17 protein-coding genes, 1 other RNA gene and 2 pseudogenes are annotated in these 15,105 nt (G+C 61.3%); 8 read left to right on the top strand and 12 right to left on the bottom strand.

Features of this window, described 5'->3' with window-relative positions:
• Positions 1-89 precede the first annotated feature (89 nt).
• Positions 90-1,316: an RES family NAD+ phosphorylase gene (locus ACQ4L4_RS12760; protein ID WP_431104579.1), complete on the bottom strand. Its 1,227-nt coding sequence runs from the start codon at positions 1,314-1,316 to the stop codon at positions 90-92.
• 121 nt (positions 1,317-1,437) lie between these two features.
• Here ACQ4L4_RS12760 and ACQ4L4_RS12755 point away from each other — a divergent pair.
• Positions 1,438-2,389 (top strand): annotated as a pseudogene (locus ACQ4L4_RS12755) (IS481 family transposase).
• Positions 2,390-2,783: 394 nt separating this feature from the next.
• Here ACQ4L4_RS12755 and ACQ4L4_RS12750 read toward each other — a convergent pair.
• Together ACQ4L4_RS12750 and ACQ4L4_RS12745 are read right to left on the bottom strand one after the other, a co-directional pair.
• Positions 2,784-3,899 (bottom strand): hypothetical protein, encoded by a 1,116-nt coding sequence (locus tag ACQ4L4_RS12750; protein ID WP_431104578.1) that lies wholly within the window; start codon positions 3,897-3,899, stop codon positions 2,784-2,786.
• 32 nt (positions 3,900-3,931) lie between these two features.
• Complete coding sequence (locus ACQ4L4_RS12745) at positions 3,932-4,678, bottom strand: hypothetical protein (protein ID WP_431104577.1); 747 nt, start codon at positions 4,676-4,678, stop codon at positions 3,932-3,934.
• 240 nt (positions 4,679-4,918) lie between these two features.
• Between ACQ4L4_RS12745 and ACQ4L4_RS12740 the strand changes: the two genes are divergently transcribed.
• Together ACQ4L4_RS12740 and ACQ4L4_RS12735 are read left to right on the top strand one after the other, a co-directional pair.
• The gene (locus ACQ4L4_RS12740; protein WP_431104576.1) at positions 4,919-5,557 is read left to right on the top strand and encodes an SOS response-associated peptidase; all 639 of its coding nucleotides are present in this window, start codon (positions 4,919-4,921) and stop codon (positions 5,555-5,557) included.
• A 39-nt stretch (positions 5,558-5,596) separates the two neighbouring features.
• Positions 5,597-5,974, top strand: coding sequence for a hypothetical protein (locus ACQ4L4_RS12735; protein WP_431104575.1), 378 nt, complete (start codon positions 5,597-5,599; stop codon positions 5,972-5,974).
• 217 nt (positions 5,975-6,191) lie between these two features.
• Here the strand turns inward: ACQ4L4_RS12735 and ACQ4L4_RS12730 are convergent, their stop codons facing one another.
• The 6 genes and pseudogenes from ACQ4L4_RS12730 to ffs form a co-directional block, all read right to left on the bottom strand.
• The gene (locus ACQ4L4_RS12730; protein WP_431104574.1) at positions 6,192-6,521 is read right to left on the bottom strand and encodes a hypothetical protein; all 330 of its coding nucleotides are present in this window, start codon (positions 6,519-6,521) and stop codon (positions 6,192-6,194) included.
• A 363-nt stretch (positions 6,522-6,884) separates the two neighbouring features.
• Positions 6,885-7,922 (bottom strand): hypothetical protein, encoded by a 1,038-nt coding sequence (locus tag ACQ4L4_RS12725; protein ID WP_431104573.1) that lies wholly within the window; start codon positions 7,920-7,922, stop codon positions 6,885-6,887.
• 116 nt (positions 7,923-8,038) lie between these two features.
• Positions 8,039-8,263, bottom strand: a complete 225-nt coding sequence (locus ACQ4L4_RS12720; RefSeq protein WP_431104572.1) for a hypothetical protein — start codon at positions 8,261-8,263, stop codon at positions 8,039-8,041.
• A complete protein-coding gene (locus ACQ4L4_RS12715; RefSeq protein WP_431104571.1) occupies positions 8,260-8,721 on the bottom strand; it encodes a hypothetical protein in 462 nt (153 codons plus the stop codon). Before ACQ4L4_RS12715 ends, ACQ4L4_RS12720 begins: the two co-directional genes overlap by 4 nt.
• Positions 8,722-9,630, bottom strand: a pseudogene (locus ACQ4L4_RS12710) (DUF6538 domain-containing protein); the annotation flags it as partial.
• A 158-nt stretch (positions 9,631-9,788) separates the two neighbouring features.
• Positions 9,789-9,886, bottom strand: an RNA gene (ffs, locus tag ACQ4L4_RS12705) — signal recognition particle sRNA small type.
• A gap of 294 nt (positions 9,887-10,180) precedes the next feature.
• Here ffs and ACQ4L4_RS12700 point away from each other — a divergent pair.
• Positions 10,181-10,603, top strand: coding sequence for a hypothetical protein (locus ACQ4L4_RS12700; protein ID WP_431104570.1), 423 nt, complete (start codon positions 10,181-10,183; stop codon positions 10,601-10,603).
• Positions 10,604-10,607: 4 nt separating this feature from the next.
• Positions 10,608-11,519, top strand: a complete 912-nt coding sequence (locus ACQ4L4_RS12695) for an alpha/beta hydrolase (RefSeq protein WP_431104569.1) — start codon at positions 10,608-10,610, stop codon at positions 11,517-11,519.
• Here ACQ4L4_RS12695 and ACQ4L4_RS12690 read toward each other — a convergent pair.
• Together ACQ4L4_RS12690 and ACQ4L4_RS12685 are read right to left on the bottom strand one after the other, a co-directional pair.
• Complete coding sequence (locus ACQ4L4_RS12690; protein ID WP_431104568.1) at positions 11,509-12,294, bottom strand: methyltransferase domain-containing protein; 786 nt, start codon at positions 12,292-12,294, stop codon at positions 11,509-11,511. The genes ACQ4L4_RS12695 and ACQ4L4_RS12690 overlap by 11 nt on opposite strands.
• 114 nt (positions 12,295-12,408) lie before the next feature.
• Complete coding sequence (locus ACQ4L4_RS12685; RefSeq protein WP_431104567.1) at positions 12,409-12,786, bottom strand: SirB2 family protein; 378 nt, start codon at positions 12,784-12,786, stop codon at positions 12,409-12,411.
• A 162-nt stretch (positions 12,787-12,948) separates the two neighbouring features.
• Between ACQ4L4_RS12685 and ACQ4L4_RS12680 the strand changes: the two genes are divergently transcribed.
• From ACQ4L4_RS12680 to ACQ4L4_RS12670, 3 genes are read left to right on the top strand one after another with little or no spacing between them, the layout of a single operon-like run.
• Positions 12,949-13,080: a hypothetical protein gene (locus tag ACQ4L4_RS12680; RefSeq protein ID WP_431104566.1), complete on the top strand. Its 132-nt coding sequence runs from the start codon at positions 12,949-12,951 to the stop codon at positions 13,078-13,080.
• Complete coding sequence (locus ACQ4L4_RS12675; protein ID WP_431104565.1) at positions 13,081-13,503, top strand: hypothetical protein; 423 nt, start codon at positions 13,081-13,083, stop codon at positions 13,501-13,503.
• A gap of 10 nt (positions 13,504-13,513) precedes the next feature.
• Entirely contained in the window at positions 13,514-13,918 is a 405-nt protein-coding gene (locus tag ACQ4L4_RS12670) for a hypothetical protein (protein ID WP_431104564.1), read from the top strand.
• Between the two features lie 49 nt (positions 13,919-13,967).
• On the opposite strand, the gene ACQ4L4_RS12665 is transcribed toward ACQ4L4_RS12670, so the two are convergent.
• Positions 13,968-15,092 carry an AIR synthase-related protein gene (locus ACQ4L4_RS12665; protein ID WP_331613085.1) on the bottom strand — a complete coding sequence of 375 codons (1,125 nt, stop codon included), beginning with the start codon at positions 15,090-15,092 and terminating at the stop codon, positions 13,968-13,970.
• Positions 15,093-15,105: the final 13 nt, after the last annotated feature.

Below are 15,105 nucleotides of genomic sequence, written 5' to 3'. Positions count from 1 at the left end.
GCGTTCTGCTCCAAGACCTTGCAATCGCCCGTCAGCCGCGACTGGTCGATCGCGATGTCCTGTCTCGTCGGTCCGACTGCCCTGGAGCGTCAGGCGGCCTCGCCATCGTCCTGGTCCTTTCGGCGGTACTTGACCTGCGAGATTTCGTGGGTCGAGACGTCTGCGCTCTCGATCGTCACGTCAAAGCGCGCCCGGCCCAGTTCCGCGTGACTGTGCCTGTCGAACAGGACGTAGTTAACACCGCCCTTGTTCTGCACGGACCGGAACGAGATGCCGTCGAACGCATTGGGCTTATTGAAACGGATGAACTCGGCCAGCGCCTGGGTCATCACGTAGTCGACGTCGCCGAACCGGGTTGGGCGCGCGATCTCGTCGTGGAGATACTCGAGCAAGATCCGATGGTGATCTCGCTTCTCGTAATCGTGCTCGAAGAAGCTCAACGGCTCGTGGTGCAGGCGATGGCCCAGCACGTTGAAATCGAAGAACGTCAACGTCTTCGTCGATCTGAAGCGACCCACGACCACTAGATCCCCGATCGATGGACGGATCTCAGCGATGCTGGTCTCTATGTCCTTGGCGACATAGAGCAGCGGTATGCCAGAAGCACTCATCCGGTTGTTGGCCGCACGGTCCAACGGAGGTGCACCAAGCTTTTCCGCTGGCTTCTCGGTGAATTCCTCGACTTCCTTGCGACTGCTTGCGGCGCGCGCTCGGTAAAAGTAAGTCCCCTCCGGCAGCATCGTCGAAATCGCGGACTCATCGGATCCCTCGCTGCGTCGCGCACCCAGAGCTGCACCGACCAGGGACTCGAAGAATCGCTGAGCCCGCGGATTGAAGAAGCGCTGGCCATGCATCAAATCGCGGGCGATGCTGTGCCACTCGCCGGTCACATACCAACGTTCATGCTCCTGGTCATCGAAGGGGTTCCCGCGGCGTGAATACGTTTGCCCCGGCCAAAAGAAGCCCTCCTCGTCGTCACTCGGGCGCTCTAGGCAGCGGGCGACCGCCTCGCAGACCTCCTTGGACGCGCAGCCTATGGCGCGCTGTACGATTTGCGCCAGTGACTGCTCGTAGCCGGGGTAGAGGCCGAAGTCGACCTCGAAGTGCATGGGCAAGTACTTGCCAATGAATGCCGCGAGTCTCGATGGCTCCAGGAAGTTGGTCTTCTCCTGGCCACATGCCTCGCACAAATGCGGCTCTTGTGTGCGGGCGCCTAGCTTCTTGAGCATCGAGTCGCCCAGGCAATCCTGGCAGACCCACATCGGCTCCTGGCGTTCGCGTTCGAGCCCGAACTGCGCAAAATCCAAATGCTTCATTCTCCGCATCCTCCTCTCCTCCACCTAGATGTGAAGCTTCAATAGGTTGTATCGGGTGTTCACCAGGACTGAATTTGAGACGGGAAATCGCCAGACCCCAGTCACTCAGGAGAGCAGCCGGATGAACACTCGCAAGCATGCCCGACTCACCTTCGCGCGTCGACGCCAGATGGTCCAGCAGCTAACTTTCGAAGGGTTCTCCTTCGCTCAGGCCGCAGCCGAGCACGGCGTGACCCTGGCGACGGCGCGGAAGTGGCTGGCCCGCTATCTCGCGGGTGATGAATCCGCACTGGAGGATGAGTCCCCGAGGCCTGCGAAATCACCTCGCTCGATCTCCCCGACCAAGGCACTGCTGTTCGTGGAGTTGCGGCGTCGGCCCCTGCTGCAAGCGCGCATCGCGCAATCCGTAGGCGTCTCCGAGTCGGCTGTCAGCCGCGTGCTGGCGCGTACGGGACTGTCCAAGCTCAGCGACCCCAAGCCGGTCGAGCCGGTGCAGCGCTACGAGCACGAGGCGCCGGGAGGTCTGCTGCACATCGACCCGAAGAAGCTCGGGCGCATCATGCGGCCCAGCCATCGCGTCACCGGCGACCGCCGTGACAGCGCGGGCGGCGCTAGGTGGGAGACATTGCTCGTCGCCGTCGACGACCACGCTCGTATCTCCTTTACGGAGATGCAGCCTGACGAGAAGACACCGAAGGCTGTGCAGTTCTTGTGCGACGCCGCGGCGCATGACGCGTCGCTCGGCGTGCGCCTCAAGCGGCCGCTGACCGACAACGGTTCAGCTTTCAGACCCCGCGACTTCGTGGCCGCGTGTAAGGATCTGGGCATCCACCACCGCTTCACCCTGGCCTATAGACCGCGGGCCCAACGGCACGGCCGAACGCTTCATCTAGTCTGCGCTGCGCGAGTGGGCCTACGGCTGGGTGTCTCAGCACTCCAGGCATCCCACCGTAGCCTTGGCCAGTTGGATGCGCCACTGCAAATGGCATCGTCCTCACAGCGGCATCGGCGATGTCGCACCAATGACCGAGCTCAATGCTTCCGGACATAACATCTTGACGCTTCATACTTAGACAGCATCTGCGCCAGCGAGGGTGGCCGAGCGTGTCCTTGCCGCGATGGGCCTTGTCCGTGCTTTCCAGAGAATTGCGGCGAGCCGAAGCACAGCTAGCGGAGGTCCGTTCGTCGCCAAGGGTTTCGTGAGGAAGGAGAAGTTAGGTGTGCCCATGCAGGCTTCCGGCTTCTTGGTTGGCCGCTACAAACGAAAAAACCGCCTCCCGGCGGTTTTCACTTGAATGAGGTTGACGAGCCTTACCCTCCCCGGTGAACAGCGAGAACCCAGTGTTCATCGGGCTTGTGGCCGATGAGGTGGACGTGTCGGTACACAGTCCGGGTCCGCAGTTGCGCACTTTATCAAACGCTAGCGGCGTGACTTGTGTCGTGGGTACGGTTGCAGAAGGGCGCGTATCAACCAGGCTCGGATTTTTGGATTTGCGCGACCAGAGCGCGTAGTAGCCGATCCGATTGGATGAAATATCGTCCATCCCGGGCTTGCGTGATGAGTTGAGGCGAAAAAATTGGAGGAAGGCCAGGAATCATCATGTATCCGAGGATCGTGGTATTCGGAGTGTTGTGTTCAAGAACGCTACCCATTACTTTATCCACCGATACTGCGCCACTCATGAAGACCGAAATTTGATAGTCTCGTTCGCCGCACGTGATTTTCGAAGTGGCCCACTTTGGAAATGTTGGATAACCGGCATTGGCGAAAGTGGCTGCCACTGCATAGCTGATGTACTGAAAGTCTTTTAAGTAAAGGTCTCCGAACACCTTTGACAACGCATCTCGGGAATTTTTTTCAAAGGCGTCGCCGGCATCCGCAGCAGCGCCATTCGCTCCATTTGATCGAAGTCTGTAGGTGTGAAGGTGGGAGGACGTTTCCTTCCAGAGGTCCGCTGTCACTCCGTCATCGCGCCCGTTTCGCATCGGAGCTGAGGTAGCCCAAGAAACCAACAAATGAAGCCGAGCCGCTTCAATAATTCCGTTTAGTGCGTTTTGGCCCTCTGCAGCGCCGTTTGTGGCGATGGAACCTGTGATTAGTGCTAGCAGATCGAGAAAAGTGCCACCGCTTGATGCAACGTAAGCCAGTAGGGCCTCGCTTATAGTAACCATCCCCGTTGGGCATCCTCGATCTTTGATTGCCTCTGGAAGCGCAGCGCAAGGTGCGGTAATAATGGATATGACTAAAACCGACTCCATATCCTTATATTGCAAGGTGCAGCTGTCTCCGAATCGATTGAAGCCGGTTAAGTCGAAAGCGTGATTGTTGCTCCTGCCCCCTTCGTGCCAGAGGCGGACATATCGATGTTGCTGCTGTTGGTTATGCCGATATTGCTTCGCCAAAGGCGCAGCGGAATCGTGCAAGTAGAACAGGGCGACATGTCGACCATTCGACCAGAATAGATCGCATGGTTCCTTCGACGTGAAACCCTGTCTATAGTTCTGCGGTCGGAAGAGGTGAAAGGCGCCAAATCGTTCGGAGAACAATTTCTCAACTAGATGCTCTTGATTGCTGCTTAGCATGATGCGTCGATAACGGTAACGACTGCGAGAGCTTATGCAAAGGGCGTTAATATCAAACGGCCCTCAACCGTTCGTTCCGTCTCGTACAATGGGAATGCCAGTTGCTCATCTACAACCTCTATATACGGGCGCCGTTCTTCTTGGGTGACTGGAGAACAGAATGTTGGCATGTCTGTCTGCATCACGGGAAACTCTATCGGCGCCGAGGTGATCTTCGAAAAGTGAACCCGGCAGTACAGCCACCAGAATCCGTGATGCTCTCGCAAGCGTAAGAACGCCTGCCCCTCATCCCCCAAATCTACGCGAGCATCTTGAAGAATGGAAGCGATGCAAACGTTGATTTCTCTTATTAACTGTTTGGTGGTGTTTGCTGAAGTAAATGCATAGTCACCAGGTAGGGGATGCAGGGCAGCGGTTGAAAGCAAGCCAAAGGAATATTGATCTGCGTGAAAGTGTTGATACCTTCGCCCGATAGATCCCCATTCTGCAAGTTGCTTACCTTCTTGGATAAATTTCCCGATGTGGCCGAGCTTCTCGCGAATCTTCCGTCGAAACGCGCCCTGTGTGCGGCTCGGGTGGGCTATGAAATCACATACTTCAGCGAAGTCGCTGATTATGTGCGCTTGGGGGTGATTGATCTTTAACTTTGGGGATTCACGAGCAAGTTCTCGCAAATCGACCATCAGCTCTTTTACGTGGCTTTCATCGAACGTCTTGAGCTTGACGTAGTTGAGATTCTCCGAAATGGTTCGCAGCGTTTTCCTGGAAACGTAGTGCATGGCTGTTAGCGTCGCGGCGTAGGCACGGTCAGCAGCTTAGTCGCAGTTGAATGCGAAGGGGGATTGCTTAAAACACCGATATGGAGGTCGTCCTGAGTTGGTGCTTAATCGTCTCTAGCCACTCGCAGCGAGTCACCATGTGCAACCTGTACCACATGACGCCGAAGAACGACCTTGAGGTCTACATCCGGCGACACCTGTTCAAGCTCTACCTGCGGGGAAGCCCCCGCGAAGCCCTTCGTGGGCCCCTTCGACACCGGCATGTTCCTCCGCTCGGACGGCGAGGACGGACTGCATGGCGTCCTCGGCCAGTGGGGTCTCATCAGACCAGGTGCGCCAGCTCGCAAGGACATGATGGCTCCCAAGGCAGTGCCCGGGAAGAAGCCTCCGGCACCCCGCGCGAGGAGCACCAACAACGCCCGAGCTGAGACCGTGGCGACCTCACCAACATTCCGGGCTGCGTGGACCGAGGGTCGGCGCTGCCTGATCCCTGCGGTGTGGTACCAGGAGCCGAACTGGGAAACTGGCCGGAACATCTGGTGGCACATGCGGAGAGCTGATGGCCTCCCGTGGATGCTCGCGGGAATCTGGAACGAGTGGGTCGACCCCGAGACCGGTGAGCTGGTGCCGAGCTACAGCATGTTGACCATCAACTGCGACAACCACCCGCTGCTCCGCAGGTTGCACAAGCCGGACCCAAAGCTGCCTGAGAATGCGCAGGACAAGCGGGCTGTGGTCCATATCCAGCATGACGACTGGAGTAGATGGTTGGCAGGCGACGAGCTGGCAGCAAAGAGCCTGCTTCGAGCGCCACCATCGGAGTTCTACAACCAGGGCGACGCAGTAGCCACCGATGCATTGTTAACGGCTCTGTTCTAGTTGCAGGCCCTGTGCGCGGGATAAATTAGTAAGTTAGTCATGGCTATGAAATTTTTCTTCTCATTCGATCGAACGAACAAAGTCGTCTTTACGAAAGAGATCGACCTGAATAAGGATCGATTCTTCATTCCAAAGCCACTGCGGCTGAGGCTGTTTCGCAACGCGTCAATTTTGCTCGTCTTGCCAATCATTGCCTACTATTTTGAACAGATGCACATGGTTTGGTTTTCCCTGCTGTGGGCAGCGGCCATCACAGGCTGGCAAGCAATCGCATATGGATACTCCCCTAAGTCCTTTCTGGAAGATGATCTGAGCCCCACCGGAATCTATGGAAGAGGAACCTTGATCTTCCTAGCTGTCTTCTGGTCTGTTCTCATAGGTTCAGTCTCCATTGCCCTGTACCTCAAATCTCCATAGAGGCAATCAATCCAGGTCCCTCACAGAATCTCGCGCCAAGCCTAACCCCAATCGAGAGGATATGTTCCTGTAAGCCGGGTCATCCCATCTCAAACGTTGAGCGGCAGCTTTCTGGAAGCTTGACAGGTCTGTCGCGATGTCTGCTTCGGGCAACGCTGTCGTATGGACGCCGTCCGCGAGGGTCTGCGACCGTCAGCAATCGCTGCGAAGCGGAACATCACGCTGCCAACGGTTCGATGGTCACCAACTCTTCAGCAAGGGCCTCAGCAAGGGCCTCGTCATCCAGCCTCAAAGCCAACGCAGGGAACTGCGTGCGGGCTGCATCAAGCGCCACCTCGACCGCCGCCCACCATCGGCTCGCCGCCGCGCGCTGAGCATCGCTGGCCGGCAGATGAGGGGTCAGGAGCTGGGGCGCAGCAAGGTACGCCGCAAGCACCCCTTCAGGCCCTCCTAGGCACTCCTCCAGCACCCTCCGCACGACCAGCTCGGCGCCCTCAAGGTTTCGCTGAAGAACCGCGACTTGGTGCATGAAAACTTGGTACGGCACGCTCGCCTCCAACAGGCCAATTGCTACACTGTATGAATATACAGTAGTTGCCATGTTGGTCCATGCCCTCCGCCTCCGCAAGCTAGGTGTCAAGCTGACGCCCGCCGAGCTTCGCCTTCAGACCCCCCCTTGTGGGTCACCTCAGCTTCGTGCCGAGCCCGTATGCAAAGCGCGATGGGAAGGGCGCGTGGTACTGCTGCCTAGTGCCGGAGGTGACCCGCGTTTCCTATCGGAACAAGGCGGGCGTCATGGTCGAGGACACCCGGGCTCGAGAACTGCGGGCCTCGATGCTGTCCGGCGTGGCGGACTGGAACGCAAGGGTGAGCTTGGCGACAAGATAGCAAACTTGAAGGCGCCGACTCGTTATACAGAGTTCGGCGCCGCCTTTACTTGCATGTCTTCTAATATGCTGCTGAGAGTCCATTCCAGGAAGGACGGTTCAATACTGTATTTAATTGCCTCGCCAATGCTCAGAGTCTGATGTGCCTTGTCCCGGGTGCAATATAAGTCGGGAATCTCAACTTTGGGGTATACCAGTCGTATCCATTCAAGTCCGACAGAGTATGACCAGTCGAATCCCAGTGCCAGCCGGGCTTTCATTTCCTCAGTTGCGCTTGCTACTTCATCCTTTGTGGCTGCTGCCGACGAGATGAGGTTGACATTTGCCTCTCGGTTTTTTCCAAGGCAAACTTTGGATACTTCGGTGAATGCGCCTCTATGCCGGACTATCACTAAATTGGGGTTGATCGAGGCGTTGGTCAAACGCCTCTCAGAGTTGAAATTGCATATGACGTGGTAATACATCGCGGAATCGGTGATGTATTCAAATTGAGTGCCATTGTAAATTATGGCTTCAAAGGCGTAGCCGTAGGCATCTCTATGCCTCCCAGACGGCGCCAATTCTTCCTTCATTAACCCCACTGCCGCATTGAAAACGCAAATCCGCTTTAACTCGTCATCGTCGTCGGGACTTTTCGGGCCTTCGAAGAGAAGTGCTTTTGCTTCAGCACCTCCAGTGCCCTGATAATGCGTGTCATCGTAATAGACGCCGGATGGGTAGTTCGACCACCATGAAAAGCAATGTGAACTTTGGTCCTCGTCTATCACCCAGCCAACGATATTGCAGAAGTATGGGTTGCCATCGCCGTGTTCCGACATCTCTTCGGATTTCAAGAAGGCTTCAAGCGTGGATTTTGAGATTTGGTTTTGGCTCGCCCAATTCCGAAGGGCTCGCATTGCCGGCTGAATGGATATCAATTTTCCGGAGTAGCCTACGGCGAGCTTTGGATGAAGAATGACGATTTTCTTCATTGTTCCGACATCATTCCCATGTTGCGTGACGAGCAAATCGCCTATTAGCGCTGGCATGCCTATCGAGCGAAATGCGGCAATCATGGTCATAAAACGGTCCTCAAGTCGCGACGAGGAGTGTGTGCTGGATCGCGGTCTATGCCGGATGCAATCTTCGACGGCGAATGGCGGGCGGACGAGTCAGGCTGCTCGCCCGCAACGCTTGTTTATTCGTCGGGAAGAAGTTTCTCCAAAGGGAATCCGATTTCCGCTTCGTTCTGCCTATATTCCTTCTTGAGGAACTCAAAGAACTGCGTGAGGTAGACGTAGTGCTCCTCGTGCTCCGAACGGTCCCGGACGGTCTCGCTTCGAAGCAAACCCTCTTGGTAGAGAACCGCGTCGCGCACGGCGGTCATGAGCAGCGCCGCGTACGGGTTGGGAATCGTGATCATGCGGCTTCCTTGATGGCATTCACAGCGAGTTGGTTCAAGAGCATTTTGAACTGGTCCAGCGGCATGTCATGCGCCGGAGCGATGGTGTAGTGGGTGGCGCCTAAGCGCACATTGAAATTGTCTTTCACGATTGCCAGCCCGTGGGGCAGCACTGTCCCCGCTGAAATTCTGTAGTACGACCAGTCTTTTCCAGGCGGCACACCGACCATGTCGAAAGTGCTGATGCCTCGGGGACTCCTCGCGACGGTGACCCATTTGCTGCCACCTCGGTTCACGATGTCGATGTCTGGAGGGCGGATGCGGCCAGCCGAGTAAACAACGACCTCTTCAATGAGGTCGAACAGACCGCCACCCTTTTTGGTGTGAAGACCGCGCCAAAGATTCACAGGCACTTTGCCATCAAAGTAGTTGTGATCCTCGCCCAAGGAATGAAGCACATCCTTCAAGGTAACGCTCATCTAATGCTCCCGGTAAAACAGAGGGAGCAGTGTGGGTAGCGCGGCGTGGCACACGAAGTGACCTAAGTCCTTCGCATGCCGAAGTAGGGGACGGCGACATCGGCTTACCGAGGTGGCGGTACGTATGCGCGGGGCAAGTGCAGGGCGAGATATTGGATGGCCGAACTTGCCTTCGAACAACTTGAGCGCGCGGTCGCATGCTTCTTCGGCATCCGATGAGCGGACCTTCGCAGCCTTCCAGCGCGTGTAGACCTGACGCAGCGTCCGGGGTGTGCCGCGTGGCTCGGCGTGGGAGTCGCTCTCGGTGGACCCTGCGGGCGCTTGCACGGCCTCCAGGGCATCGGTTGGGGGCTCGGGCGGGGTGTCCACCAAGTCGCCGGAATGGCGCGCGAGGATGGCCTGAATTGCCCGGAGGCGAGCTTTCACCAGCTCTCGCGCCAGCGAGGGGCGAAGCGGATCGGTCGCGCTGACCGTCAGCCCGAGCGCTTGGAGCCATGTCGGCACGATGGTTTCGACCGGCCACGAATTGCCCGATGCATTCGCTTGTCGGAGCTGTGCTCGCTCGACCTCTAGGACCGTGGCAAGGCTTTCCATTTCCTGCGCAGACAACCCACCCAGGCGGCGCGCTTCGTCCGACTCCAGCATGCGGACATGCATGAGGTCGCAGGCTTCCTTGATGAGCGCCTCGGTCAGCACGACCGGTGCCATTGGGTTCGCGAGCTGCGGGCCAACAATCTCGCCCTTGCGTTGATGCTTGAAGCGCTCCATCCACTCGGCCCGAAGGCCAGCAGCCTTGGTGTTGGCGTCGCGGAGGTCGGCGGTCTCAAGGGAGCAGCGGTGTGCCCACTGACCTGCGTAGAGGTGCTTGAGGTCGCTCGGTGCTTTGATGCCCCAGTGCCAGGACGTGCTACCGGGCCGCTTTTGGACCCCCCGTGGCTCGCTTCATGTCTTCGCTCACATTCGTCATGAGCGGACCCTGAAGTTACACACCATCGGTACACAGTCGGATGCTTGGAACCCCGATAAACACGGGGATCCCGCATGAACACTGGGGAAAAGGAAAGAAGGTTGACGAGCCTTACCCTCGGCACTGGTCACAACGGTTAGGGCTGCTTGGTTCCCCATCTGACCCGGTTGGCCGCGCTTCCATGCGAGGAGGCCCGTCACCTCGCATTCTATCCGAGCTTTCGAGGGGCTCCGGACGAGCCGCCCCCCGTTCGCGCCGTCGCGCACCTCTCGCCGTGCGACCCGCGTGCGAACAACACCGCCCCGCCGTCGACTCACCCGTCGCGCCTGTGGTTAAATCCGTTCCGGACCTCGCGGGCGCCAGCCCTCCAGTGCCATCGCCGATTTACCAACTACTTGCGGGCGATCAACAAATGCGGCTAAAGCGTTGCGGCTCCGACTGCCCCCGGGCCGGCAAACGCCGGTGATCTCTGTGGGCTCTCGGAGTTTTTTCATGTCCGCTCGTCTCGCCCAGTTCGATTCGCTGCTGTCTCGCCGTCGCGCCGCTCGCGCCACCACCACCACGCCCGCCCAGCCCCCGCGCACCCTGCGCGACCCCTGGGGCGAACCGGTCGCCGAGTTCTCCCGCTTCCCGTCCGACCTCGAACTGCTCAAGGCCGCGTTCCGCCTCCAGGCCGACGACTGGATCGGCGCGCTCGCCGACGACGGCCAATCCCATCGCCTGAACGCCGCCTGGCGCCTCGCGCTGTTGCGCGCCGATCGCCATGGGCGCGCCCGCTTCTCGCGCGAGGTCGGCCCGCAGTGGCTCAGCTCGCCGCGCGTCGCGCGGCCCGGCGAACGTCCCGCCGCCCTGCGTCGCCAACTCCACGCCGCCGCCGTCCACCAACTCTGGCTGGCCGGCTGGAAGCTGGTCTGATCGGATGTCGATGAGACGGCTGGCGCGGATCCTCCTTGTGATCGTCGCGCTCGCCGTCCTCGGCGTGGGGGCGCTCTGGCTCGCCGGTCGGGAACTCGCCGCACCGGCCTTCCGCCCGATCGGCGCACCGCCGCCGGTGCTGCAGGCGCGGCAGATCCAGTTGGTGACGTCCTCCGACGTGCTCGTGTCAGGCTGGTGGAGTGCCGGTCGTCCCGGTCTCGGCACCGTCCTGCTGCTGCACGGCGTGCGCGGCGATCGCCGCCAGATGCTGCGACGCGCACAGCTGCTGCATCGTCAGGGACGCGGCGCGCTGTTGATCGACCTGCCCGGCCACGGTGAGAGCGGCGGCACCGCCATCACCTTCGGCTGGCGCGAGTCCGAAGCCGTCGTCGCCGCGCTCGAGTTCCTCGCCAAGGAGGCGCCTTGCGAGCGGCGTGGCGTCATCGGCGTCTCGCTGGGCGCCGCGTCGACCGTGCTCGCGCGAGACCGGCCACGGATCGACGCCGTGGTGCTGGAGTCGATGTACCCGACGATCGAGGACGCGGTCTCCGACCGGCTCAAGCTGCATCTCGGCGAGTGGGCCGGCGGGCTGTCGCCGCTGCTGCTGTCGCAGTTGCCGCTTCAGCTCGACATCACCGCGCAGCAACTGCGCCCGATCGACCACATCGCCGAATTACACGCGCCGCTGCTGGTGATCTCCGGCAGCAACGACCGACACACCACCGCCGAGGAGACGCAGCGGCTCTTCGCCGCCGCCACCGAACCCAAGTCCTTGTGGATGGTCCCGGGCGCGGCCCATGTGGACCTGTTCGACTTCGCGCCCGAGGACTACACGAGGCGGGTCTCCGCGTTCCTCGCGAGCCGTCTGGAGAGTCCCACCTGCGTCCCCGACCTGGCGGCCGCGTTCACGCCGTGACGAGCCGCTCCGCGAGCCACGCCTCGGTGGCGTAGGGGAAGGCGATCGTCGGCGCGCGCAGTTCCGCGTGGCGATCCTTCAAGGCGCGCAGCCGATCCGCGACGATTGCTTGTTCCGCCTCCCGCAGCGCGGCGATGAAGCTCACCGACAGGATGCGGTCGAGCACGACCTGCTCGAACGTTCCCACGTGGCTGTGCGGGAGCACCGTCCGCCGCAGCGGTCCGAAGAGCGCCTGTCCCTCGAAGGGCTGCTTCCACGTGCCCTTGTAGAAGCGCGGCGCGTCGCCCTCGTAGGGGGTGACGATCTCGGTGATCTCGGCGACCCAGTCGCGCGATTCGTCCCGCACGTTCCAGATCAGGCCCAGTCGTCCGCCAGGTCGCAGCACACGATGCATCTCTCGCAGCGCCTGGCCGTTCGCGAACCAGTGGAAGGCCTGGGCGCAGACGAGCACGTCCGCATCGCCGTCGGCCAGCGGGATCGCCTCCGCCGTGCCCGCGAGCGCCCGCACGCCGGGCAGGCTTTCCGAGAGACGCGCGCGCATCGCGTCGACCGGCTCGACCGCCGTCACCGTCGCGCCGGTGCGCGCCAGCAGCTTCGTGAACTTGCCGGTGCCCGCGCCGAGATCGAGGACCCGCGCGCCCGCCTGGACGCCGAGCGCCTCGCCCAGCCAGCCGGCGAGGGCGTCGGGGTACTCGGGGCGACCGCGCTGGTAGTTGTCGGAGGCGCTGGTGTAGCCGCGCTGCGCGGCGTCGTGGATGGACGTGTTCGAGGGCATCGGATGATCCTACGCCCGGCGGGGCGAGGGGACGTCAAGCCCGCGTCGTGGGCGTGATCGCCCGTCGACCGATCGGCCGTCCAGCACCGATTCCTCGACCGATCGAGGCGCGTCTCAGAGCCCGAGCAAGACCTGGCGCGTCACCGACACCGCCATCACATACGCGAGCGCCACCAGCGCGAGCACGTAGCCGAGGATGCGGAACTCCCCGCGCCCGAAGGCCCAGTGCCCGGTCGCGAAGTAGAGGCCCAGCGCGATGAACTTCGCCGTCATCCAGGGCTCGTAGCGCGGGTCGTGGTGCAGCGCGCCCCACAGGCTCAGGCCGGACACGACGATCAGCACGTGGCTGCTGAACACCAGCGTGCGCAGCCGTTCGTCCGCCACCCACGCGGCGCCGAACTGATGCGCCAGCCCGCGGACGAGGAACAGCCCGATGCTGCACCACGCCAGCAGCGCATGCATCTTGACCATCGGGCCGTAGAACCAGTCCATGACCGGGGAGCTTCGTCACCCGGCGGGGGGATGTCAACCTGGGGAACGCGAGGCGGGCAGGGCGCCCGGCAAATCCCCCGACTTCCCTCGGAAGAGGGCCCTCTCCGCATCCCCCGCCGCCCACAACTTTGAGTCATGGCAGAACGCCTCTCGATTCCGAGAATGAGCGCATTGCATCGACGTGGGTCGGTGATGGAAAGGCAAGCAGCGATGTTGCAGCAAGTTGAAATCATGGAAGCGCCACAGATGGCGGCGCTGGAGTCGCGCGCCACCGGTCGTGCGCGACCAGTGTGAGTGCACAGCAAGTCCCAGGCGCCGTATCTCTTCCGTCCGTGGATGAACCCCTGCGTGCCCGGCGAATGGCCTTATGACCTCCAGGCCTTGCGTGGCACGCAAGACTACGAAGACATCATCGACTGGTTCGCCCGCAAGCATCCGCATCTGCAGCGCGAGGACTTCGATACGGTCGACCGAGAGCTCGCCCGGTGCGCGGGGGGGCGGCAGATCAGTGTCCATGTGAAAAGGGATCCCGAGGAGTACGACCTGCTCTTGATGTTCACGCTCTTCGGCTATCCGCCGACTTCTGGCTACCCCTACGCGGAGGTTGAGGCATTTGAAGCATTGCACACGACGGTGCCGGCAATAGATCGCCTCTGGCTGACAGCGTTGGTCCGTACCTGCCCCGGTCGCTATGAGGACCGCCATCTGGTGAGGTGAGGACAGCGCAATGACAGTTTTCGATCCTGATGAGGTCCTTGTCGTCGCGCAACACTTGTTGACGCGAAACGACGAAGCGAGCAACCGCAGTGCAGTGTCGCGCGCCTACTATGGTGTGTTCCTGAGGGCGCGCGACATGGCGAACATTTCTGATCGGCATCCCAAGGTTCATCGATGGACCCTGGAGCACTACGAGCGTGAAGGGGAGAAGGTACTGGCCAAGAACTTGCGACTGCTGCGCGAGAGCAGGAACGACGCTGATTACGCGACCGATCGCCATGTGAGTCAACAGGACACCGATGACGCAATGAGGCGGTCCCGTCAGATCCGCGCCCAGCTCCAGGTGATCGCGGGCCGCGAGAAGTACCGCCTCGAACGAGGAAACAAGGTCGCGACCACAAATCCACCTGCATGAACGACGAAGGGCGCCTCAGCGCCCTTCATTCCTTCAGACCTGACCCCGCTCAGCGCAGTTGCAGATCGTCATCCCCGAAGCGGATGTCCAGCGGCTCGATCAGCAGCTGCTTCTCGCCGTCCTCGACGCGGCCCGCGTCCCACGCGTCGATGCCGCAGGCCTTGGCGATCTCCACCACCTTCGCCGCCTGGTCCGCCTTCACGAAGATCGCGAATCCGGCGCCCATGTTCAGCGTCGAATACGCCTCGCGGTCGTCCTGCTGCGCGTGGTCCTGGATGAACTTCAGCACCGGCGTCACCGGCGGCACCGTGTGGATGCGGTACGTGAACTTGCCGGGGTGGCGCAGCAGCTTGCGCCAGCCGTGGCCCGTGATGTTGGCGCAGTAGTGCGGCGTGATGCCGGCCTTGTACAGCGCCTCGGTCACCGGCGAATACAGCGCCGTCGGCGCCAGCAGCGCGTCGCCGTAGGTCAGGCCCGGCTGCACCTCGGTCAGGTAGCCCTGCGGCAGGCGCTCCGTCAGCTTGCGCGCCAGGCTCAGGCCGTTGGCGTGGATGCCCGACGAGGCCAGCAGCACGATCGCGTCGCCCGCGCCCAGCTTGTCGCCGACCGACAGGCGTTCCTTCGGATTGATCAGGCCGGTGCAGGACGCGGCCAGGTCGATGCGGCCGCCTTCGACGATGCCCGCCAGCGCCGGCGTCTCGCCGCCGCCCCAGGCGACCTGGCAGACATCGCAGGCCTTCTTCCAGCCCGCCACCAGCGCCTGCGCGCGCTGCGCGTCGCCGAACCAGTCCGAGCCGCCCGCGGCCCAGTAGGCCTGCACCACCAGCGGCGTCGCGCCGACGGTGATCAGGTCGTTCACCGCCATCGCGATCGTGTCCTGCGCGATGCCGTCGTAGTAGCTCTTGCCGGTCAGCGTCGCCATCTCGTCGGCCACCAGCGTCTTCGTGCCCAGGCACTCGACGATCGACGCGATGTAGAACGGACCCACGTCGACGACGTACGCCGACTCGCCGCGCGATGCCTTCACCTCGGTGAAGCCGTGGGCGCTCAGATGGCCGGCGGTCGCGGCCGCGGCGCGCTGGGCGCTGATCTTCAGCGGGTCGATCAGGTCGTAGTTGACGCCGGCCTGTTCGTAGCTCAGCGTGCCGGAGGAGGGATCGTGCGGGGTGCTCATGGGCGCGGATTAT

The sequence above is a fragment of the Roseateles noduli genome, assembly GCF_050626985.1.
Classification (GTDB): domain Bacteria; phylum Pseudomonadota; class Gammaproteobacteria; order Burkholderiales; family Burkholderiaceae_C; genus Roseateles; species Roseateles noduli_A.
The sequence above is the reverse complement of the archived record's forward strand: the minus strand, read 5'-3'. Positions and strand labels throughout refer to the sequence as shown.